The 22,646-nt window shown below is 35.0% G+C and carries 16 protein-coding genes, 1 pseudogene and 1 CRISPR repeat array; of the genes and pseudogenes, 11 read left to right on the top strand and 6 right to left on the bottom strand.

Annotated features, from left to right (window positions below; translation table 11 throughout):
- Nucleotides 1-100: 100 nt before the first annotated feature.
- Nucleotides 101-838 (bottom strand): annotated as a pseudogene (locus tag HXT58_RS02785) (type IIL restriction-modification enzyme MmeI); the annotation flags it as partial.
- A gap of 33 nt (nucleotides 839-871) precedes the next feature.
- On the opposite strand from HXT58_RS02785, the gene HXT58_RS02780 reads away from it, so the two are divergent.
- Nucleotides 872-2,128: a hypothetical protein gene (locus tag HXT58_RS02780; protein WP_415705955.1), complete on the top strand. Its 1,257-nt coding sequence runs from the start codon at nucleotides 872-874 to the stop codon at nucleotides 2,126-2,128.
- Nucleotides 2,129-2,863: 735 nt separating this feature from the next.
- On the opposite strand, the gene HXT58_RS02775 is transcribed toward HXT58_RS02780, so the two are convergent.
- From HXT58_RS02775 to HXT58_RS02765, 3 genes are read right to left on the bottom strand one after another with little or no spacing between them, the layout of a single operon-like run.
- Nucleotides 2,864-3,055: a type II toxin-antitoxin system death-on-curing family toxin gene (locus tag HXT58_RS02775; RefSeq protein WP_231880199.1), complete on the bottom strand. Its 192-nt coding sequence runs from the start codon at nucleotides 3,053-3,055 to the stop codon at nucleotides 2,864-2,866.
- Nucleotides 3,056-3,063: 8 nt separating this feature from the next.
- Nucleotides 3,064-3,240 carry a Fic family protein gene (locus HXT58_RS02770; RefSeq protein WP_231880198.1) on the bottom strand — a complete coding sequence of 59 codons (177 nt, stop codon included), beginning with the start codon at nucleotides 3,238-3,240 and terminating at the stop codon, nucleotides 3,064-3,066.
- Nucleotides 3,237-3,479, bottom strand: coding sequence for a prevent-host-death protein (locus HXT58_RS02765; RefSeq protein ID WP_004106718.1), 243 nt, complete (start codon nucleotides 3,477-3,479; stop codon nucleotides 3,237-3,239). Before HXT58_RS02765 ends, HXT58_RS02770 begins: the two co-directional genes overlap by 4 nt.
- A gap of 253 nt (nucleotides 3,480-3,732) precedes the next feature.
- Here HXT58_RS02765 and HXT58_RS02760 point away from each other — a divergent pair, with 253 nt between their 5' ends.
- Nucleotides 3,733-4,458: a MerR family transcriptional regulator gene (locus HXT58_RS02760; protein ID WP_004106712.1), complete on the top strand. Its 726-nt coding sequence runs from the start codon at nucleotides 3,733-3,735 to the stop codon at nucleotides 4,456-4,458.
- Between the two features lie 354 nt (nucleotides 4,459-4,812).
- Here the strand turns inward: HXT58_RS02760 and HXT58_RS02755 are convergent, their stop codons facing one another.
- Nucleotides 4,813-7,002 (bottom strand): DNA/RNA helicase domain-containing protein, encoded by a 2,190-nt coding sequence (locus HXT58_RS02755; protein WP_174143345.1) that lies wholly within the window; start codon nucleotides 7,000-7,002, stop codon nucleotides 4,813-4,815.
- 167 nt (nucleotides 7,003-7,169) lie between these two features.
- A complete protein-coding gene (locus HXT58_RS02750; RefSeq protein WP_004106708.1) occupies nucleotides 7,170-7,757 on the bottom strand; it encodes a hypothetical protein in 588 nt (195 codons plus the stop codon).
- Between the two features lie 453 nt (nucleotides 7,758-8,210).
- On the opposite strand from HXT58_RS02750, the gene HXT58_RS02745 reads away from it, so the two are divergent.
- From HXT58_RS02745 to cas2e, 9 genes are all read left to right on the top strand, one after another.
- On the top strand, nucleotides 8,211-10,475 hold the full coding sequence (locus HXT58_RS02745) for a KAP family P-loop NTPase fold protein (RefSeq protein WP_415705958.1): 2,265 nt from the start codon (nucleotides 8,211-8,213) through the stop codon (nucleotides 10,473-10,475).
- Between the two features lie 556 nt (nucleotides 10,476-11,031).
- Nucleotides 11,032-13,869 carry a CRISPR-associated helicase Cas3' gene (cas3, locus tag HXT58_RS02740; protein WP_410295880.1) on the top strand — a complete coding sequence of 946 codons (2,838 nt, stop codon included), beginning with the start codon at nucleotides 11,032-11,034 and terminating at the stop codon, nucleotides 13,867-13,869.
- A gap of 5 nt (nucleotides 13,870-13,874) precedes the next feature.
- A complete protein-coding gene (locus HXT58_RS02735) occupies nucleotides 13,875-15,545 on the top strand; it encodes a type I-E CRISPR-associated protein Cse1/CasA (protein WP_410295881.1) in 1,671 nt (556 codons plus the stop codon).
- Between the two features lie 22 nt (nucleotides 15,546-15,567).
- Nucleotides 15,568-16,179, top strand: a complete 612-nt coding sequence (casB, locus tag HXT58_RS02730) for a type I-E CRISPR-associated protein Cse2/CasB (protein WP_004106700.1) — start codon at nucleotides 15,568-15,570, stop codon at nucleotides 16,177-16,179.
- 106 nt (nucleotides 16,180-16,285) lie between these two features.
- Nucleotides 16,286-17,374 carry a type I-E CRISPR-associated protein Cas7/Cse4/CasC gene (cas7e, locus tag HXT58_RS02725; RefSeq protein WP_410295882.1) on the top strand — a complete coding sequence of 363 codons (1,089 nt, stop codon included), beginning with the start codon at nucleotides 16,286-16,288 and terminating at the stop codon, nucleotides 17,372-17,374.
- Nucleotides 17,375-17,432: 58 nt separating this feature from the next.
- Nucleotides 17,433-18,308, top strand: a complete 876-nt coding sequence (gene cas5e, locus HXT58_RS02720) for a type I-E CRISPR-associated protein Cas5/CasD (RefSeq protein ID WP_410295883.1) — start codon at nucleotides 17,433-17,435, stop codon at nucleotides 18,306-18,308.
- Entirely contained in the window at nucleotides 18,309-18,956 is a 648-nt protein-coding gene (gene cas6e / locus HXT58_RS02715; RefSeq protein ID WP_174191559.1) for a type I-E CRISPR-associated protein Cas6/Cse3/CasE, read from the top strand.
- A gap of 36 nt (nucleotides 18,957-18,992) precedes the next feature.
- A complete protein-coding gene (gene cas1e / locus HXT58_RS02710) occupies nucleotides 18,993-19,934 on the top strand; it encodes a type I-E CRISPR-associated endonuclease Cas1e (RefSeq protein ID WP_004106692.1) in 942 nt (313 codons plus the stop codon).
- 1 nt (nucleotide 19,935) lies between these two features.
- The gene (cas2e, locus tag HXT58_RS02705; RefSeq protein ID WP_415705962.1) at nucleotides 19,936-21,015 is read left to right on the top strand and encodes a type I-E CRISPR-associated endoribonuclease Cas2e; all 1,080 of its coding nucleotides are present in this window, start codon (nucleotides 19,936-19,938) and stop codon (nucleotides 21,013-21,015) included.
- 102 nt (nucleotides 21,016-21,117) lie between these two features.
- Nucleotides 21,118-22,365: direct repeats of the CRISPR family, unit length 28 nt; unit sequence GTCTTTCCCGCATACGCGGGGGTGATCC.
- Nucleotides 22,366-22,646 lie beyond the last annotated feature (281 nt).

Genomic DNA, 22,646 nt, shown 5'->3' with positions numbered 1-22,646 from the left:
CAAAAGCGGTTAATAATTTTTAAATTATCACTAAATATAAAGCCTGATTGTAGAAACTACAGATTTGTTTTTAGTTTTATGTGATTTACTTATATTAAATTCATTCCTTAGTCATGCGAATATAGGATTTGAAAAGAATTTCCAAACGCTCATCGTTATTAGAGCAAGGCTTTGTGGCACCAAAAGCAACGTCTACTATTTTATCTAGCTCATCATGAGCTTTGCGCAAATCTTGAGGCATGTATGTTGGGTCATATAAGTCTGCTAGTGATTGGCCTGGGTGATTCGCGCGCACTTTAAGTACGGCTTTGCCTGCTTCAATAACTTTTGCTCGCATATCACTTGTAAGCTCTGGAAGCGGAAGATTATTCCAAACGACTGTGTTGGAGAAGCGATTATCACTTTTTAATCTTCCACCAATTGCATCTTGCCAAGCCATAAACATAGAAGATTCTATAATTGCAAAATTTATACCATCCGAATCAGAGCACACATATATTTGATCTCCAGCAATGATATTTGGCTCATATAAATCGCATGTAGTATATTCTCTGCGATTGGTACATACACGTGGAATAGCTAGATAATTAGTTTGCGGCTGAGCCTGTTGACCAAATAACCATGCAGTTTTTGCCATAGCTTTTGTTGAACTAGCAGTGCTTATTTCACGCATTTGACGAACTTTTTCTATGCGTCGAGAGATGAATTTTGATTCACGCATTTCAGAAGGCTCAGCGTCTACTAGCCATAAACACCATCGTTCAATATTATTAATAAGTTCTTTACCCATGCGGAAAGGTCTCACATATTTAGCAGCAATAGGATCTTTCATTACTTGCACCATAATGATGTTTTGAAACTTTTTTGTACTATGCTGGATAATGCAAAATTTCGCCACGTTTTCTCTGACAATTATCCGTTGATTTTAATTGATGAATACCAAGATTCCTACAAACCGATTATCACACGTTTTATAAACTTTTTTATTGCAGAAGGAATAGGCCCACAATTTGGCTTTTTCGGAGATGCATGGCAAACTATTTACCAAACCAACAACGCTTGCGGTGCGATAGAGCACAGCAAGCTTCAGGAAATTAAAAAGGGTTCAAACTTTAGATCAGCTCCCAGAATTGTGAAGCTTTTAAATGATATTCGCCCAGATTTACCACAACAATCTGCAATAGATAATTTTGAAGGTGAAGTAGTTGTTGTGACTTGCGATGATTTTTCTGGAGAACGTCGAACAGAACGGACATTCAAAGACGATCTCCCCGCAGAAGAACTGAAATCCAGACTGTTCCAGCTTTCAGAACACATCAAGAAAAACGTGTCAAAGGATGAAAATATCAAAATTTTGATGATTACTCATAAGGTTCTTGCCACACAGCAAGGATATGAGCGTCTATTAGCCATTATTGATGATGGACTCCGAGATAAACAAGATCCATTTTTGCTATTCTTCATGAATACCGTTGAACCAATATATGAAGCACTCAGCACATCAAATATGCAACTTCTGTTTGATACGCTTGGAATCAGACGATATCCTATCACGAAAAAAGCTGATAAGATGAAATGGAAAGAGTTTGAGTCGCAGCTAAAGAAAGCTCGTAATGGCAGAGCCATTGATGTTATCAACACTATCGTAGAGACAAAGCTAGTGCCTATTCCATCATTGGTTGATGGATACTACCATCTATATTTCGATGCCCCTGATACAATCTATGGATTGGATGCAACAATCCAGGATGTTTTAGATTTAGATTACAGTCAATTTAAGGCGGCCATTGAATTTCTGTACCCTGAATCAGAGTTTTCGACAGAACATGGTGTTAAGGGCGAAGAATACGATAATGTTGTCTTCGTTATCAGTAAGGGATGGAACCAATATCAATTTGAGACTTATGCACCTATGATAACTGGGAAAGTTCCAATACCAGTAGGTAAAGAGGCATCATATGAACGAAATAGAAATTTGTTTTATGTATGCTGCTCAAGACCAAAGAAAAGATTATTTTTATTTGTTTCAATACCTCTTAATTCCACTTTTAGAAATTTTCTAATCGATATAGTTGGATTAGAAAATATTTATACATTTAATGAATATTTAGATAATAAAGCCAAATAAAATGTTGGTTTGAACAAATCTGAAAAGAAAGTTGTTTCTTTACTTATTGAAGATTCAGCTTCCACTTCAGATGAGCGAGCAATTTAAATTGGTTTAACAAAAAGAACCATAGAGCGAACATTTATTTCTTACAAAATGAAAAAGTCATCGAAAGAATCGGAACAAAACGTGATAGAAGATGGTTTGCAATAAAATAGGAAAATAATCCTCATAGATATATTTTATCTTGATGTTTACATGTGGGAGTTTGGACAAAAGTTCGTATGTCGAGAGTGTCGTATTGATGTCAAAGGCTGACTAGGTGGGTGCAAATTTGCCCTTATGCAGCAAGGCTTAGCGAGGACTATCGTTAAAAGGTTTAATGCGTGGCGGCTTTAAGCTGGGTTCTCGCGGTTTTTGAGCGTGATTTTGCTGTATGAGGGAAGATATCAACGCTCTAGGGTCGAGTGCACAGGATGTTAATGTACTTCGCTTGCGTTGAAAGCACACTGTGCTTTCAACTTTGAGCAAGCTCAGCGAATCGAAGTGCATTCGCGCACATTATGCAGCTCGAAATCATCGACTCGCACGCAGGTTAGCTGCGCTCACGTCTTCGCCACGCAGAAGCAGTGCTTTTGCCTTGAGTGGCTCAGCGCTCTGAATTACCTTTTCGCGCTACGCTCTAAGCGAAAAGGTAGGCTTTGCAGGTCAGACAGACTCTGACAAGTTCTAAAAATGCTCTCGAATGTGGGAGCATTATTCTTGGTGGTTTTCTATCCACTGATAAAGATCGCTTTCATTGGCTTGATTAGATGCGACTTTGAGGATGATATCGATCAAATCTTCATCATTGTAAGAAAGCGTGATGCCATTTAGAGCTAGAAAGATTAGCATGGTGTGGGTGCCAATACGCTTATTGCCATCAATAAAAGGGTGGTTTTTGATCAAACCAAAGGTTAGTCATGTGGATTTATCCAGTAGTGAAGGAAAAGTTCACTTTTATCAAAAGTCTGTAGTGGAGTCTTTAATGCAGAATCAAGCATTCCCTCATCACGAATACCTGAGGAACCACCGCTTGTTTCAATCAGAGCCTGGTGAAGTTTAATCACCTGTTCTCGTGTTAAATACTTCATTTAGCTAATTCCTCATAGACTTTTGTATTCTTTTTGATGAACATATCCGATAAAGCCATGACCTCATCATCAGCTGGAGCAGAAACCTCATCGGCTTTAGGGAACTCTAAAATCACATAGCGCGGAGAGTTGTTTTTTAGTATTACAGCCGAGCCGTATTTATCGACAAGACGAGCAACCTTTGAGAAGTTTTGATTGGCTTCAGAAATTGAAATCAGCGTATCTGTATTTACATTCATAACGATAGCCTCCTTTTAAGGGGATTGTGCCCTATATTTTAGGATGAATCAATCCTAAGTATTTCAAATCTACATCATAACTATTAACTCAGAAAAGATGTGATAGGTGTCAATCGGAACTCATGGTTTGCCGATTGAAGCTGTATAAATACAACAGTCTTAGGTTGAGCATTAGACGGCAACGCTAGCAAAAAATACTTGACTATGACATTGCGTAATACTTTATTCTAGTGATAAGTAAGGAGGTGAAATAGTGAAAACAGTGAATGAAGTCAGCAAGATAGCAGGAATTAGTATTCGTACTCTTCAGTATTACGACAAAATCGGTTTGTTAAAACCGTCTGCTTATTCGGAGTCAGGATATAGGTTGTATGGTGATGAGGATCTAAAGGTACTACAATCCATTTTGCTGTTTAAAGCTTTGGAATTTCCGCTCAAAGAAATTAAAGAAATAATAACCAGTGAGCATTTCGACAAAGATTTAGCGCTGGAACAACAAATCAAATTATTAATCCTGAAAAAAGAGCATTTGGAAAATTTAATTCTTTTTGCAAAGGGATTAAAAGCATTAGGAGGTAACTATATGAACTTTACAGCATTTGACACAAGCAAAATTGATGAGTATGCCAAACAGGCAAAAGAGTATTGGGGAGATACACCGGAATTCAAGGAATTTGAAGCTAAAGAAAAAAGGAGAAACAGCGAGGAAACAAAAATGCTCCATCAACAACTCATGCTGATTTTTGCAGAATTTGGCAAGGTAAAATCACAACCCAGCGATTCAGTTGAAGTTCAGGCTTTGGTAAAGAAACTGCAGGACTTTATTACAGCTAATTTCTATAAGTGCTCGAATGAGATTTTATCCGGACTTGGCAAGATGTATGCTTCCGGTGGTGATTTTACGAAAAATATAGATGCGTTTGCAGGCGAAGGGACATCAGTATTTGTCAACAAGGCAATCGAATATTATTGCAAGTAAGTTTTATAATCGAGTTATCGATTAAAAACACCTAATTAACTAATGTAGTGCTCCCAAAAGTTGGACCAAAAATCTAACTTTTGGGATCATTACAAAAAGGTGCTTTAATTTTCTACCAGAATAAAAAATTGTTTTGTAGAAAATAGATTCTCAAACCTTTTAACGATAGCTTTTCCTATCGTTAAAAAGTGTACCCAATATCCATAGTGTGCACTAAAGAGTGTAGTTTTGCAATACAGAATATCCAGGCGTAACTTTATACACTTTTTGCTTACCTACACACACAAACATTTTTCCAGGCAATTGTGGATAAAAGTTGCCAGAAGATTCTGTTACATAAGCAGGTAGCCCAAATTAATTTAATGAATTACGCTTGCAGTGAGCCTCTAATAACGCTTTTTCTAATTCCATATCGACAGCAAAAATGTAGAGTCCATTAACTCCGCGTTTAAGCAGCACATTAAGCTCATTTCTAAGATTATCAATTGAATAATCTAGCGCAATTTTCTTATTTGCTGATAAATCTTTAATGTGCCTCTTATTAGTTGCTTTATCGTTTCGACTATTTTCTGGGCAAAAAACAACTTTACCATTACGATATTGCACTGATGGACCAATTATTACACCAGCATAATTTAAATCAAATCCTTGAATAGTAAATGTGGATCCAATCTCATTTATAGTATGAGACTGTTCTGCCCATGATTTTTTTGATTCTTTTATTGAACGCGAATGCTTCGCGTGGTTTTGCGATGACAATTGATAATTCCAAGGATGGCTAAAAACCTTACCTTCTTTTTCCAAAATTTCCAACTCGTAACTACTAGCATTAGCATATTGACCAAGTCCAATATGCCATTTTCCATTGTTATCGCAATACAAATCTACATTCCAAGTACCATTTACCGAATTAGGATTATTCTTATTGCTCTTATACTCCCAATCGTATGTTGCAACAAGACGTGATAATCCGTGTCCATCACACCCCGAAGCTTTTTCTTCAGATTTAGACTTAATAGCATTAAATAGCTTAATGGGCGAATCAAATACTTTGAAATCAAAAGGTTTATTGTCAGTATTTGAATCTTCTTTTTTTGTTTCATAATTACGACATACTGGAAGAGTATCAATACAACCATTGTATACAAAATTTTTAATCCATTCGAGAACATTTTCATTAGCTCTCATACGCATCTGATTTTCAAGAATGAAACGACGGACACTCACACTTATTGAATCATTTAATAATAATTCTCCACAATCATCATCATTATTTTTGAAAGAATTCTTATCCTTGTAATCTGTTCCCAATAATTTTTCTAAATCTTCGGAATTCCAACGCTGGTTGCTTTGTAAAATTTGATTAGGATCAAAAGCTGCAATAACAACTCGAGACCTACATAAAATATCAGACAACATATTTGAACCAGAGTAAGCCTGATTAGCTTGTGTATTCAGCAAATGAGCCTCATCAATAAGAGCTACATCACAGCAACGTTTTGGTCTGTCAATAATGCCACGTCCTTGTTCTGTTTGTTCGCTAAAACGATTAATAAACTGGGAAGGCAGCATAACAAGTTCATCATTATTTTTTTGTAAACGTAATTTTGTTGCTATTTGATTGTATACATTCACTTGTTCTTTATGATTTACAATTATGCAAGCAGTTTTCCTACTATTAATAGTTGAAAATTGCTTATATTCATAATCATAATCTTCTTCGTCGTTTCCTTCTTCAATATCCTCATAATTGTATTGGAGTGATTGGTTTTTTATTTTGCTTAGCTTGTTACAAATTTTATAGAACAAATCACTAAGTAAAACTGTTTTTCCGGTACCAGCATCACCCTCTAATAAAATAAGCGTAGATGAATCAGAGTTACACTTATTTTTTGATTGTAGAGCTTCATTAACTATATCTATAACTTTGCTTTCAATACTCTTCTGTTCAGTAGTCAATTTATGAAACGGCGACGCTTTAAATAAAGCTGAGTCGCGAATAATTCCTTCTTCTGGGAATAAATCTGGATCCATGTCATGAAGCTGAACCCATATTCCAGAAAAAATACGTTCAAACTCTTCTTCAGGATAATATTCACCCTGAGGATTGGTTCTACGATTAGTAACTTCATTAATTGAATCGACGCTTAACAAGTACTGCATAAAGCGATTTTCAACATCTAGAGTAAGTGATTTATTAAAATGCTCATTAGCAATAATATACTGTTTTACTTTACCTTCAGACAGTTTCTCCCAATCATCTCTGATTTTAGTATCAGCATTCAGATGCTGTTTTGTTCTCTCCTCAATATTGTTAGTTTCACCAACATAGACTGTATATTTCTCGTATTCTTTTTTATGAACAATATAAACAGTTGGAAATTTCAGCAAGTAATGCTTCAAAACCTGAATAGTTTGGTTATCAAGATCACTTCTTTTATACTTTAGATTTTCATTAATGCTATGCTCTAGTTCATTATCTTTGAAAACCTTATAAGGTAAATCAACAATTATGGACTTAGGTGGAACAATAGCTTTCATCATGATTCAATGATAGCTATTTGACAAGAAATATTCCATTAATAAAAAACTACTAAGAGTGGCAAATTTACAAATGTTTTTTCGAATTGAATACTTTTATTTTAGCAGTATGAATTTTTGACTATAAAATTTAATTGTCGTATCAAAACTGTTTCCTTAACGCAACAATTTTAGCCATTGTATTTTTTCTTGTCTTTTAACACTGCACTCTTTATCCATCTTGGACATTTGCATTTATTACTAGCAATATTGAGTTTATGTTTATCTTTTATAAAATGGGGATTGATTTGAATAAAGTTGTCACCTCGTGGGCTAGTTGGAATTATTAAAGTCCAAAAATACATTCCTGAAATATTTGAGTATTGAAGAAGAAAACAATATTCATGAACAGTTAAACAATCATCTGGAATATATTGAATATCTTCTTTTTGGTTTTTAATTAAATTGGGTAAACTATCAATATACTTTAATTGGATGTAATCAAAGTTATTATCTAGAGAAAAATCTATTTTAAATAGCTGAATATCGGTTGCAGATTCCAGTCCTATATTTCGCACATACTGATTGTCTAGATTAAATTCAACATATGGAATTTTACTACTTTTAGATAATAAATATTGTTTTATTCTATCTAAACCCAAAAAACACAAAACAAAAGACATTAATGCAACAAATATATAGGATACTACTGAAGAAATAATATTACTTACCAAATTATCTAAGTTAACATTAATACATAATGACTGAATACTATTCAAAATATTCTCTCAATTCTTTAAAGTCTCATTTTATTTATATTACAATCTAAAATATTGATATTGCAATGAAGGCTGTAAAAGTACTTGATTAAGTTACGTAAACTATAAACCTATTGCTTTTATCATAGGAAAGATAGAAGTATTATAATATCGAAATGAATGGCGGTTAATATCTTCTGAACTCACATAGAAGAATCTGGAACGTCACTTTCTTCTTTTTATTGGCAGTATTGTAAAGCCATAACATAACACCCTTTATTTATTGATTTTCAATCCGCAATGCTATATCTTCCAGTTTGCGTTTTAAGGATAGCATTTTCAAAATCTTTGGCTTGTATCTCAATTTTTGAAACGCGTAATATGTAAGGATTAGCTAAAGAATAACTTGCATAAATAATTAGAATATAAATGGTTCTACGATATACTGCATTAAATAAGCAGAGGAGAAAGTATATGAGCTACGTTGCAGATAAACCTATTGAAAAAGCTGATGAAGATTTGTTGGGAAGATCTGATTTTGTGAAACAATTTGGAAAATCGATTTGTGAATATGATAGCAAAGATGGTCTTGTAATTGGCTTGTATGGAAAGTGGGGTAGCGGCAAGACATCTATTATTAATATGGCAATATCTGAGATTCCAGTAGATAAATCAGAGAAGAAAAAATGGTATTCAAAAGTATACAAAAGGATCAAAAAAATTTTTACTTCACAAAAAACTGAAGAAGAAGATCAATGTCATTATCCAATAATTATAAGATTTTCGCCATGGAATTATTCAGACAAGAACAATTTGATTAGTTTATTTTTCCATGAATTGAAGAATAAATTAGGTGTTGCTAAGGGAGAAGAGAATAAAGGGAAAATCGGAAAGGCTATAAGTCAATATTCCGATATTATTGACGTTTCATTACTTATTCCAGTAGTTGGGCCTGCAATCGCTCCTATATTGAAAACTACATTCAAAGCAGCAGGAGCTAAATTGATGGAAACTCCTAGTTTGAATGATGCTAAAGAAAAATTGTGTGAGGCGCTAGAAGATTTTAACCACAAAATAATTGTTTTTATCGATGATATAGATAGATTAACTACTCCTCAAATTAAAGATATTTTCCAATTGGTTAAGCAAGTAGGCGATTTTCCAAACATAATTTATGTCCTTACAATGGATAGGGAAATTGTTTGCAATGCTTTGTCTGAATATCACAATATTGACGGAGATGAATATTTAAAGAAAATTGTTCAAGTTTCTTTTGAAGTTCCTGAAATTGATAAGACAACAGTGCATGAAATATTAAGAGATCGCCTTAATGATATTGTTCATAAAAACAAAGATGAAGAAAAATTTGAAAATAACGAATATTTTGAAACAGTACTTGAAAACTGTGTAAATCCATATGTAAATAATATAAGGGATGTAAATAGATTACTTAATGCTTTCCGATTCAAATATGGCGCTTTATGGAAAGAAACATCATTTGTTGATTTATTAGCTATTACTGCAATTGAAATTTTCGAGCCTAAGCTATATGAATGGATTATTGATAATTCAATCTATGTATGTGGACCACAATCATATAACGATTTAAATAAATATGAAAAAAGAACTTATGAATACTATAAAAATGAATTCAAACAGTTAGGATTAAATTCAGAGTCATCTATACGAATGCTCAAATCGATGTTCCCTCATTTTGCTAGGTCTATTCATTACATTGGCGAATATTCTCATTCAGATGATTTGCAACTTTTAAGAGATAATCGCATCGCATCTGTTGAAAAATTTAGTTTATATTTTATGTTCGATATAGATAGAATTAAGGTTTCAAGAGAGGAAATTTATGATTGCTTGTATAAATATGATAAAAATCTTTTAATTAGTACTGTTACAAATATTAATTCACAAGGCAACCTTGACTATTTGTTAAGAAACATGGAGTCATTGTTTGATAAAGAACATTATGAGCGTTTTAAGTTCGTTGTATTTACGCTTATAAATTTGTATGGAGAATTTGTAAATAAAGCAACGGAAAGAAATATGATAGATAATATTTCTGATTCAGTAACTGAATTTGTACTCTATTTTATTCAAACATTAGACTCTGAATATAAACGTTATGAAATAATTTATTCTATTCTTAAAAATTCCAATAAATCTAATCTTGGACTTATTGCAACTATTCTTAATCAAGAAGAAATGGCATTTGGGAGATTTAATAATAAAACCGAGCGTAAGGATTTGCAATTAGTTAACTTAAAGCATTTAGAATATCTAGAAAAAATCTATATTGATAAAATTAAACTCATTGCAAAATCTGAAAATATGTTAAATACAGGAGTATTTAACATAGTATTTTATTTGTGGAAAAATCTTGATAAAGAAGGAGCTGAAAATTATGTTAAAAAACTATTTAACGATAAAGTGAGTAAACTTAAATTTATATGCACTAAAGCATATTTCTTCCGTGATTTGAATGGTTATGGATGGGATTTTAATTTAAAAAGTTACTCAAATTATATTTCTAGAGAAAATCTTTACAATGAAATTAAAGATTTCGCTAAAAATCATTTGTGCGAATTTACTAAAGAAGAGCAAATAAAATTAGCGTCGTTCGTATTGAATTATGAAAATAATAGTGACGACTTTAACCATGCGACTGAGCAAGAAGCATTGCAACTCATAGAAAAGTGGAAATCTGAAAGCAGCTTAGCAAAGTAATAAATCATATTGGGCACTAGCACACTGCAGTAGCACCCAATATTTTTTGTCGCTATCAACTAACCGGGAAATATTTAAAAAACACCTATACGCAAATATCAAAACTGTTTCCTTAACGCAACAATTTTGATACGCCTGTGTTTCTATTTTTGTGAATGACACTCTTCTTACGCATTAAACATCTACATCTACATCTGCTTTACTTTTGCAAGAGTTATACCACTTTGAACAATTTTAAATTTATACTACAAACGGATTAACTGAATGCGTACAAGATCTAGATTCAAGGAATCACAATAACAATGTTGTTGATGTATAATCGCTTTTGATAGAGTTTCCCGCATGCGCGGGTGTGATCCTTCTATGTTTCGTGTTCTATCGTCTTTCTCGCATCGGCGAGGCAATTACTTGAGCTTCAAATGCATGCAATACGTTTGAAGCTCAACTAGTTTAGTAATAAATATGCAACACAATCTTTCTTAAAGCGCTTATTGAGAGTATATTTGCCATTATTTAATAATCATTGTGGATTAGGAGAAATGGGAAGACGGTAATCATGAATTGTAATCATGTTGTTAATCCTGAATTATGGGGTAAAAAGAGAGAAGTTAATGGAGTAATGCAATGGCTTCCTCTTGCTCAACACCTTGAAGATACTGGAAATGTTATTGGCCAATTATGGGATCATTGGCTTAGCGATGGTCAGCGAAGATTGATTGAAGCCTCATTGAGCAAACATGTTGATGCAAAAAAGTTATCTCAATTTTTAGGATGCATACATGATATTGGTAAAGCTACTCCAGTTTTTCAGTTTCGAAAATCGTATTCAAATTCAGAAGATTTAGATATTGCGTTAAAAAATAAGTTAGCTACTGTTGGTTTTACAAATATCGATGATTTTATTAAAAAGGCAGAAGATTGCTCGAATAGTCATCACACTATAACTGGTCAAGCTATTCTTTCTAATGCTGGAGTCCCTGAAGGAATTTGTGCAATCGTTGGCGCTCATCATGGTAAGCCTTTAGATGATGATTTAGTTTATAAAAGTAACGAATCTGCGTATACTGACCATTATTATCAAAGTGAAACTGAAAGTGAAAATAGTAAATTATGGAAAAAATTGCAGAATGATATTTTGGATTGGGCTTTAGAAAGAAATGATTTTTCTAATGTGGACGATCTTCCAGAAATAAGTGAACCAGCACAAGTTTTGTTGTGTGGATTAGTAATTATGGCTGATTGGATTGCAAGCAATGAACACTATTTTCCGCTTATTCCAATAGAGAAAGATTTAATAGAAAACCAGGAAGAAAGATATAGAAAAGGCTGGGAAAAGTGGTTACAACATGGTTCTAAAGACGTATGGGAATCATTAAATTGTTGTAGCAATGTTTCGCAAATATACAAACATCGTTTTGGCTTCTTGCCGAATAGCATTCAGACAGCGTTGCACAATGTCATTTCTCATTGCAAAGAGCCTGGAATTTTTATTCTTGAATCTACAATGGGTTCAGGAAAAACAGAAGCTTCTTTGATTGCCGCTGAGCAATTAGCAAATCTAACCGGAAGAAGCGGAGTGTTCTTCGGTCTTCCTACTCAAGCAACTTCTAACGGAATGTTTAGGCGAGTTGAGGATTGGCTTAAAAGCGTGAATCGTGATTTTCAGGGTGAAATTGGTTTACGTTTAGTTCATGGTAAAGCTGAACTGAATGCAGATTATGCGCATTTACCGCATGGAATGCAAAATATGAATGATGGTTCTGAGAGTAGATCTAGTAATAATGATGTAAATAATAATGGAGTAATACTTAATGATTGGTTTACTGGGCGAAAAACCGCAATGTTGGATGATTTTGTGGTTGGTACAGTAGATCAATTTTTGTTAGCTTCGTTAAAGCAAAAACATCTTATGCTACGTCATTTGGGCTTAAGTAAAAAAGTTGTAATTATTGACGAAGTGCACGCTTATGACGCTTATATGAATAAGTATCTTGAAGAATCTCTTATTTGGATGGCAGCATACGGTGTTCCCGTAGTGTTACTTTCTGCTACTTTACCAGCCAAGCGTAGAAAAGAACTTATAAAAGCCTACATGTGTGGGTTATTTGGATTTAGTTGGAGAGAATGTGATAAATCTAATGTTGATTTTGAAACAAATAATTATCCTTTAATTACGTACAGTGATAAAAACTGTGTAAAACAAAAATTTATTGAAAATGATGCTAGTGATAATAGATCTGTTTCTGTAAGAAAAATAACAGATGATAACTTACATGAATCACTTGTTAGTGAGCTTAAATCTTTGTTAAATAATGGCGGTATTGCTGGGATTATAGTAAACACCGTTAAAAGAGCTCAAGAAATTTATAATGCATGCGTTGGTGAGTTTAGTGACGAAGAAGTTATGGTTATACATTCGCAATTTATTGCTACAGATAAAGTTAGAAAAGAACAACAGATTTGCAATATGATTGGCAAGAATGCTCATAGACCTGTTCGTGCAATAATTATCGGTACACAGGTATTGGAACAGTCTCTTGATGTTGATTTTGATGTTTTGTTTACTGATCTCGCACCTATAGATTTATTACTTCAGCGTACTGGTAGATTACACAGGCATACGATAGAACGTCCGGATTTTCTTAAAAAACCAATTTTATATGTGTTGGGAACCAGTGAGTGTTATGAATTTGATAAAGGTTCAGAGTCTATTTACAGCAAATATTTACTTATGAGAACTCAATACTATTTGCCAGATGTTATAAATATGCCTCAAGATATTTCTCGATTAGTGCAAATAGTTTATGGAGATAATCCTTTAGAGTTACAAGAAGATTTGAGATATGCGTATGTTTCTGCAAAAAGAGAACATGATTCAGTAAGAAATAGTAATGAAAGTGCCGCCAAAACATATAGAATTGAAAATCCAAAATCAGAAATCGGCAAAAAATCTATCGTCGGTTTATTGAAAAATTCAATTACAAATGAATCTGATGAATTTGCATGTGCTCAAGTTCGTAATAGCGGTGAATCTATAGAAGTTATTGCTGTGAAAAAAGTTGGATCTGGTTATGGGACTTTCCATGATTGTGAAGATATTTCGCAAAATATTGATGATTCAGAAGTTGCAATGAAACTTGCTCGAGAAACAGTAGGATTGCCGTGGATGTTTACATTAAACAGCAGTCGTGTTGATGAAACAATTAAAGAGTTAGAAAAAATACGCAAGCAAAAACAGTTCCAAAACTGGGATAATCAGACTTGGTTGCGAGGTTCTTTGGTACTTCTATTCGATAAAAATAACATTTGCGAATTTTCGAAATATAGAGTTGCTTATTCTGAAAAAAGTGGTATTGTATGTATTAAGAGTTCGGAAGAAGACAGAAAGGAATAAAAAAGGTGAGCAGATTTAATCTACTAGATGAGCCTTGGATTTCCGTCATTGTAGACGAAAAAGGCCACAATAAGCTCGTATCAATGACAGATGTGTTTAAGCATGCATCTGAATATAAAGCTCTTGCTGGCGATATGAAAACTCAGGACTTTGCATTGCTTCGTGTTTTGCTTGCTGCGCTTCATACTGTTTTTTCTAGGTACGATATTCAGGGAAATTCTCGTGAATTTGATTCAGGTGAAGATACTGAAGATGATTTCAATGAAGAAACAATGGATATTTGGCGCGAAGTTTGGAATTCAAAAAAGTTTCCAGATGCAGTTTTCAAATATTTAGAACAATGGCATGATCATTTCTACCTTTTTGATGACAAATATCCATTTTTCCAAGTACTTAAACAGGATATCGATAGTAAAAAGCTTGGCGGTAAATCTCCTAGTGAGATATCAGGTAAAAATATAAATCGATTGATTTCTGAAAGTAACAATAAAATAGCTGTATTTTCTCCAAAAGATAATGTTGATAACAACAAATCGTCACTTACTGAACCACAATTAGCAAGATGGATTATTACCTTACAGTCATACGCTGGATTAGCAGATAAGACCATGTTTGGTACGGAAAAATATAAAGCTTCTAAAGGTTGGCTTTTTGATCTCGGTGGCATTGAGATAATAGGAGCAAATTTATTTGAAACTCTTATGCTCAACTGCGTACTTGTTGACGAAATGCAATCTCCTGAGAAAAAGCAAAAGCCATGTTGGGAATATTCAGGAACAGAAAATATTGAAAATTCGTTTTACGATACATTTATTGACAATATTTCCCAGCTTTACACTCGCTGGAGTAGGGCAATATATATAAATCCTGATATTAGTGTTGACAAGCCAATATCGGTTTCTATAGTGAAACTTCCTGATATTAATCATAAAAATGCTTTTATTGAACCAATGACAGTATGGCAGTATAACAAGGAAGGTGAAAACAAGGATAAATACACTCCAAGGAAGCATAGAACAGAAGAAGCTATGTGGAGATCATTTGGACTACTTACATCGCAAGAATTATACGATGGTAGTGTAAAAAATCATAAACCAGGAATTATGGAATGGCTGAACGAAATTAAACATGATATTGCTGGTTCTTCTATTTCACTGCAAGCTGTAAGTATGAAAGATGATGGTAATGCTACATCTTGGGTTCCTACAGATGAAATATGCGATACTCTGTATATTGATGAAGTCGTAGTAACTGATAATGCTGACGATGGATGGGTATACAGAATTAACAATGAAGTTGAGTATACAAGATCTGCCATAGGATTCATTTACAAGCAATTTCTTCTCGACATATGTGAAATACGCAATAGAAATAAAGATGATGCAACTAAATATTCTGCTAGGTACATTAGTCAGGCTTATTTCTTAGTTAATCAACCGTTTAGAGAATGGTTATCAAATATTAAACCAAAAGATTCAATGAATGAACGTTGTACTCAATGGAGAAATACTTTGCATAACATACTCATAGATGAGGCAAAAGGGATGCTAGAAAATGCAACATTGCGCGATTTTACAGGTAGACCATCTGATCAAAGCGAGAAAGAATCTACAAAAAATATAATTACAGCTTACAACATTTTTACTAGTCGATTAAAAAAATTATCAGGAAAATAAAATACATAGAAAGGAGGCTATTATGGCTGAAAATCAAAGCAAATCTATTAAAGTATCAAGCGCTGTCAGTAAAATCATAAATCAATGTTTAAATGGCGCAGATATTGCATCAAGACGAGCTATGCTTGCTCAACTACGTCACACAATTGGTAAGCCATTAAGTCAGTCAGTAGAAATATGGCCATGGATATTAAGCAATGTGCCAGAAAGCTTCATCAATAAATATGGCGAAGTTAGCTACCAATTGCGAGCTGTTATAAACACTTTGCAAATATACGCATTGTACGAGCAAGGTGTTGCAGAAAAATCAAGTTATAAAGATTTGAATAAATCTGAAGATTCAGTAAATGAAAAATCTTATAACAATATGGGAACAGCTTTAAGATCACTAAGAAGTGATGAAGGCGTACGTGGAGCTATGGATAGACGCTTTAGTGTTATGATCACTGCAAGCGATTACGAAAGTTTTTACTACTACCTTCGTCAACTAGTTCGACTACTAAAAAGTAGAACAAAAGAAAATCAACAAGCAATTGATTATTCTAAACTAGCTCACGATTTATATTTGCTTCAGTTTGAAGATTCAGAAAAAGTAAGACTTTCTTGGGCACAAGAATACTATCGCTTCAGCTAGTAGCAATAACTTTTTAGCAACATCACATATTTTAAAAATTACATATTTCAAAAACAACGTTATTAAAAAATTCAAACAATTAACTAAAACTTAGAAAGGTAAAATCATGAACGCTCATTTATTCTTAGATATTCAAGCAATCCAAACTGTTCCACCATGCAATATTAATCGTGATGATGCAGGCAGCCCTAAAACTGCTCAATATGGCGGTGTAACTAGAACCAGAATAAGTTCTCAATGCTGGAAACACTCAATGCGCGAATACTTCAAAGAACACAGCGGAGAATCTAATGTTGGAATACGAAGCAAAAATATTGTTAAATACGTTGCCGATAAAATCATTACATTAAAACCAGAATTATCTGAACAAGAAGCATTAGATTTAGCAGATAAAACGTTAAATACTGTTGGAGTTAAAACTAAAACAGATAAGGGAGAAACAATTCCTACAGCAAAAGCTTTATTCTTCTTAGGCGAAACTCAAGCAAATTCTCTAGCTCAAGCAGCAATCAATAATGTTACTGACAAGAAGCAACTGCAAGAAATCTTGAAAGATAATCCACCTATCGATATTGCGTTATTTGGTCGCATGCTTGCAGACGATCCATCGCTTAATGAGGACGCTTCTTCGCAAGTTGCTCACGCAATTTCCACTCATGCTATTCGGACTGAATTTGATTACTATACTGCTGTTGATGACTTATCTACTGAGGATAATGCTGGAGCTGGAATGCTAGGCACAATAGAATATAATTCTTCAACGCTGTATCGTTATGCAAATGTTGCAGTACATGAATTTAGCCATCAGTTGAGTGATAACAAAGAATCTACAATTAATGCTCTTAGACTTTTTATTGAAGCTTTCGCTAATGCAATGCCTACTGGAAAAGCAAATACTTTTGCTAACCAAACTTTGCCGCAAATGCTGGTGGTAACTTTAAGAGATGACAGGCCAGTGAACTTAGTTAGTGCATTTGAAGATCCAGTAAAATCTAAAGACGGATATGTCTCAAAGTCTATAGATAAGCTATCTCAAGAATACGAAAAAGTTCAAAAATTCGTCCATAAGCCACTTGCATCATTCTACGTAACCATGGATTCTTCAAATGAGAATCTTAAATTAGGGGCGGAAGAGCAAAGTATGCAGCAATTACTGGATGATTTTTCTTCTAAAGTATCCGAATTTCTTCAGTAAATTTCTTAAAAAATAACACTTATTAGTTGATATTTAGTGTTTAACAGTTAGGAAGCTTATGAAAAGTTTATTACTGAAGTTTTCTGGACCGTTGCAATCATGGGGTACAGATTCGCATTTTGAAACTCGTCACACAGACTACTATCCATCTAAAAGTGCGGTAGTAGGTATGATTGCTGCAGCTTTTGGATATAGAAGAAGCGCAGATTGTGATGAGGAGATTGCAAAGCTTAATGATTTGGATTTTGCAGTACGAATAGATCAGCAAGGTAATTTGCTTAGAGATTATCATATTGCTGCAAAATATAAGCCTAATGGTGATTTTGAAAAAAATTACGTTACAAATCGTTACTATCTAGAAGATGCTATATTTCTTGTTGCAATAGGATCCGACAATGAGCAACTTATTCAAAGTATTAACGATGCGTTGCACTCGCCGTATTTTCAATCTAGTTTAGGTAGAAGATCGCTGCCTCCTACAGCTGATTTTATTCTAGGCGTAGAAGATTGCGGAGTAATTCAGGCTCTATTAACGCATGAGTGGCTTGCAAACAAGTGGTCTAAAAAAAGATTTAATACTTCTAGACTATCTGAAGTATCAGAGTCTTCGAATGAATCGCACAATGAGATATTTATATCCCTATACGCTGATTCTGATTTAGTAGATAAAGCTGCAGCAGAATTAGTTAAAGACGATACTAGCACTTATAAAATTCAGGAATCAGTTCGTAGATTGCGCAAGGATTTCGTTAATTCTTTCTCTAACAAGGAAAGAAAATTCGGATTCCGTTACGAGTCAAAAATGGAAATACCTATTAAGAGAATTCTCCACAATAATTCGGATTCGGAAGGTATTTCATCGGATAGTAAGCATGTGAAATCTACTAGAGATTTTATTGCTGAGCATGATGCTTTTTCTGGATTGGAGTCTTAAATGTCTTATTTAAGCAGAGTTGAAATTGATTATAAAAAGCCCTCATCATTGAGAGATCTTAAATCTGTCGGAGCTTTCCACAATTGGGTTGAGCAAAGTTTTCCCGACGAATGGGAGAATCATGAAAGAAGCCGAAAACTATGGAGAGTTGATGTTCTGCATGGAAAATATTACTTGCTTATCGTAAGTGATTCTGAACCAGATTTGCAACGTCTAGAGATGTATGGTGTTTCCGGAACAGCGTCAAGTAAAACTTATGATAAGTTTTTAGGCTCACTGATGAATGGCATGAGAATGCAATTTCGTGTGACGCTTAACCCTGTTGTTTCTATTTCTGATACTGCTGAAACTCGCACTACTAGAGGTAGGGTAGTACCACATGTTACTTATGATCAGCAGATGAATTTTTTGCTTAGTCGCGCACAAAAATTAGGTTTTTCGTTGAACGAAAATGAATTCGCTATTGTTGAACGCGGATATAGCTTATTTACAAAGTCAGAAAAACCTATTCGATTAAGTAAAGCTGTTTACCAAGGTATTTTAACAATTAGTGATGCAGACATCATGCGTAAAACACTGCTAGAAGGAATTGGTAAAAAGAAAGCATATGGCTTTGGAATGATGACAGTAATTCCTTTAAACAATTAAATGAATTACGCTATTTTTATTAAAGGCTGTAACAGTATGAAAAAGAAATTCGGTGCCAAAAAAGCTGAAATACCAGAGCTTCCACGTATAAGCGACAGAGTGAGTTTTATATATGTAGAGCATGCGAAAATTAATCGTCTTGATAGTGCTGTTACAGTCTTTGATGCAAATGGAACTATAAGAGTTCCTGCTGCAATGATTGGCGTTTTACTTTTAGGTCCTGGCACTGAGATTACTCACAGAGCTATGGAATTACTTGGAGATGTTGGCGCAAGCATAGTTTGGGTTGGCGAGCATGGTGTTCGCAATTACGCTCATGGTAGAGCATTGTCAAGAAGCTCAAGATTATTGGAAAAACAAGCAAAACTTGTTACTAATAGTAGATCAAGATTGAACGTTGCGAGAAAAATGTATCAAATGCGTTTCCCTAATGAAAATATATCGTCATATACTATGCAACAATTAAGAGGTAGAGAAGGAGCTCGCGTAAGAAGCATATATAGGGAGATGTCTAATAAATACAATGTCCAATGGAATGGTCGCGATTATAAAGTCGATGATTTTGAAAGTGGCACTGTCGTTAATCAAGCATTGTCTGTAGGTAATGTATGCCTTTACGGTTTAGTACATAGCATAATATCTGCTTTAGGTTTAGCACCTGGATTAGGTTTCGTGCATACCGGACATGATCTTTCTCTTGTATACGATATTGCAGACTTATATAAAGCTGAATTAACTATTCCTGCATCTTTTGAAATTGCTGCTCGGTGTGAATCCGACGATGACATTGAACAGTTAATGCGTTTGAAGATGCGCGATTGCTTCGCAAATTGCAACATAATGTCTCGTATCGTTAATGATATACAAAATCTTCTTGAAATCCCGATTGACAACCAAATTACTGTTGATGTAATACATCTTTGGGACGATAAGGAACATCTAGTAGCTTCTGGCGTAAATTACAGTGAGGTGAATTGATATGCCGTTAACTGTGATTACGATGACGAACTGTCCACTATCTTTAAGAGGTGATTTAACTAAGTGGATGCAAGAAATAGCATCAGGAGTTTACGTCGGCAATTTTAATAGTCGAGTTCGAGAAGAATTATGGAAGCGCATAGAAGACTGTGTTGGCAATGGTGCTGTAACAATGAGCTTTTCTTCTAGAAATGAAATTGGCTACGATTTTAAGACTATACATTCGCATCGTGAGGTGGTTTATTCGGATGGATTACCTCTGGTACGTATTCCAACAGTTGATACATTAGAAAACGATATTAAACATGGATTTAGCGATGCAGCACATTTTCATAATGCAAAGAAATTTTCAAATATAAGGCGTAAAAATATTAATACTCCTTCTAGCACAATTGAAAATAATCTTGCTAATGAAAATATTAGTTATCTAAGTTATGATAATGCTTCTCAAACTGCAAAATTTACTATGGATGATGAAGAGATAACTTGTACCGATTACTGGAAGGATTTTATAGATAAAATAGATAAAAATTTTGTTGTAATAGATTGCGAAACTACAGGTTTAAATAGCAAAGTTGATAAAATTATCGAAATTGGAGCCGTTAAGTTCATTGATGGGAAAATTGAAGAATTCCAGAAATTAATAAATATTAATTGCGATAGCGTTAGTAATTTTAACAAAAATAATTTTATTCCTAATGAAATTATTGAGCTAACTGGTATTACATCCAGCATGCTTGAATCTTATGGTGTCAGATTAGATTTAGCATTAAAAGAATTTATTGATTTTGTCGAAAAATTACCTGTACTTGGATATAACGTACAATTTGATATGTCATTTTTAAATTCTGCTTTATCTTCATTAGATGAAAGATTTGATCATTCTCTTTCAATTAACAAAATTTTTGATATTTCTCGTTTTGTAAAGAAAGAAAAGAAATTTTTAAAAAACTACCAATTAAAAACAGTGCTGCACGAATACAACATTGCTGAATCTGTTCCACATAGAGCTCTTCTGGATGCTAGACTAACAGCGCATCTTGTTTTTAATTTGACAGAATTGTTAAAATTTCTTGCATAATAGTAGAATTGAAAGTGATGCGCAATAATGATAGCTTTGAAAAGTAAATAATTTTTGCTGTTTAATCTTGGAAAAATAGCTATTTTATTGGGATTTTTAAGTGTCTTTCCCGCATACGCGGGGGTGATCCCTGGTCGTAACGCGTGGACTGACGCTTATGACGGTCTTTCCCGCATACGCGGGGGTGATCCCTGAGCTAGTAGAAAAAATAGCGGCAACAATTAGTCTTTCCCGCATACGCGGGGGTGATCCTGAGGCTAAGAACACGTTTGATGGCGTTGTGCAGTCTTTCCCGCATACGCGGGGGTGATCCCTTTCCAAATTGTTGAGTAAATGGGGGGTATAAGTCTTTCCCGCATACGCGGGGGTGATCCCATGGGTTAAAGGAGGTTCTGTGGCTCAGACTAGTCTTTCCCGCATACGCGGGGGTGATCCTCAGCATAAGCAAAGGAAACGAAGGCTACTACAGTCTTTCCCGCATACGCGGGGGTGATCCTATCATTCACGCGTCCTATAAGGTCACGAACGTGTCTTTCCCGCATACGCGGGGGTGATCCCTTAATCCCGGAACCTTTACCTTTATACTCATCGTCTTTCCCGCATACGCGGGGGTGATCCCTCATACTATAGGGAGACGCTGGAAAAGATTTTGTCTTTCCCGCATACGCGGGGGTGATCCCGACATTAAACACATGCGTGCTTTATGCAAGCAGTCTTTCCCGCATACGCGGGGGTGATCCCGACATTAAACACATGCGTGCTTTATGCAAGCAGTCTTTCCCGCATACGCGGGGGTGATCCCGACATTAAACACATGCGTGCTTTATGCAAGCAGTCTTTCCCGCATACGCGGGGGTGATCCCGACATTAAACACATGCGTGCATTGTGCAAAAGGTCTTTCCCGCATACGCGGGGGTGATCCTAGGTGTGTCGTTTGGTGTGTCGTTTGTGTGTCGTCTTTCCCGCATACGCGGGGGTGATCCCTTCATGCATGTAAAATTTGATGTAGACGAAAGGTCTTTCCCGCATACGCGGGGGTGATCCTATTGCTATTTTATAGAAGATGTTAAGCAGGTTGTCTTTCCCGCATACGCGGGGGTGATCCTACGCGCTGTCTTGCACATAGATAATAGGATTAGTCTTTCCCGCATACGCGGGGGTGATCCCATTGCGTATTTCGTAGCTGATGTTTTCAAGGCGTCTTTCCCGCATACGCGGGGGTGATCCTACTTTTGGCTGGCTTGTCAACAGGAACATGGGGTCTTTCCCGCATACGCGGGGGTGATCCCGTCTACGAGTTCGCGTGCATAAATGTCAACCCGTCTTTCCCGCATACGCGGGGGTGATTCTACACAGCGGTAATCCTTGAAGCGCACTAAGTAAATAAAAAGTCCCGAACAGCCGAAGTGTCCAGGACTCACTATCCACTATACTGCAGGCTCATTATGAAATTAGATGCGATATTATCAGCCATACTCTCACTCGTTATTATCGCTGGAATATGGTGTCATTTTTCGCCTTGGCTCATACTCTTTCCCGCATACGCGGGAGTGACCCCATTTTAACTATTATCATTATGATTTGGTTAGATTTCCGCCACGATAATAAGCGCAAGTAAAAAACGGGGGTT

The sequence above is a fragment of the Gardnerella sp. KA01000 genome, from assembly GCF_049244035.1.
GTDB lineage: Bacteria > Actinomycetota > Actinomycetes > Actinomycetales > Bifidobacteriaceae > Bifidobacterium > Bifidobacterium leopoldii.
The sequence above is the reverse complement of the archived record's forward strand: the minus strand, read 5'-3'. Positions and strand labels throughout refer to the sequence as shown.

Coding starts and splice junctions, on each gene's coding strand:
- HXT58_RS02780 (WP_415705955.1), top strand. CDS start 872: ATGCTGGATAATGCAAAATTTCGCCACGTTTTCTCTGACAATTATCCG.
- HXT58_RS02770 (WP_231880198.1), bottom strand. CDS start 3,240: ATGAAGTATTTAACACGAGAACAGGTGATTAAACTTCACCAGGCTCTG.
- HXT58_RS02765 (WP_004106718.1), bottom strand. CDS start 3,479: ATGAATGTAAATACAGATACGCTGATTTCAATTTCTGAAGCCAATCAA.
- HXT58_RS02755 (WP_174143345.1), bottom strand. CDS start 7,002: ATGATGAAAGCTATTGTTCCACCTAAGTCCATAATTGTTGATTTACCT.
- HXT58_RS02745 (WP_415705958.1), top strand. CDS start 8,211: ATGAGCTACGTTGCAGATAAACCTATTGAAAAAGCTGATGAAGATTTG.
- cas3 (WP_410295880.1), top strand. CDS start 11,032: ATGAATTGTAATCATGTTGTTAATCCTGAATTATGGGGTAAAAAGAGA.
- casB (WP_004106700.1), top strand. CDS start 15,568: ATGGCTGAAAATCAAAGCAAATCTATTAAAGTATCAAGCGCTGTCAGT.
- cas7e (WP_410295882.1), top strand. CDS start 16,286: ATGAACGCTCATTTATTCTTAGATATTCAAGCAATCCAAACTGTTCCA.
- cas5e (WP_410295883.1), top strand. CDS start 17,433: ATGAAAAGTTTATTACTGAAGTTTTCTGGACCGTTGCAATCATGGGGT.
- cas6e (WP_174191559.1), top strand. CDS start 18,309: ATGTCTTATTTAAGCAGAGTTGAAATTGATTATAAAAAGCCCTCATCA.
- cas1e (WP_004106692.1), top strand. CDS start 18,993: ATGAAAAAGAAATTCGGTGCCAAAAAAGCTGAAATACCAGAGCTTCCA.
- cas2e (WP_415705962.1), top strand. CDS start 19,936: ATGCCGTTAACTGTGATTACGATGACGAACTGTCCACTATCTTTAAGA.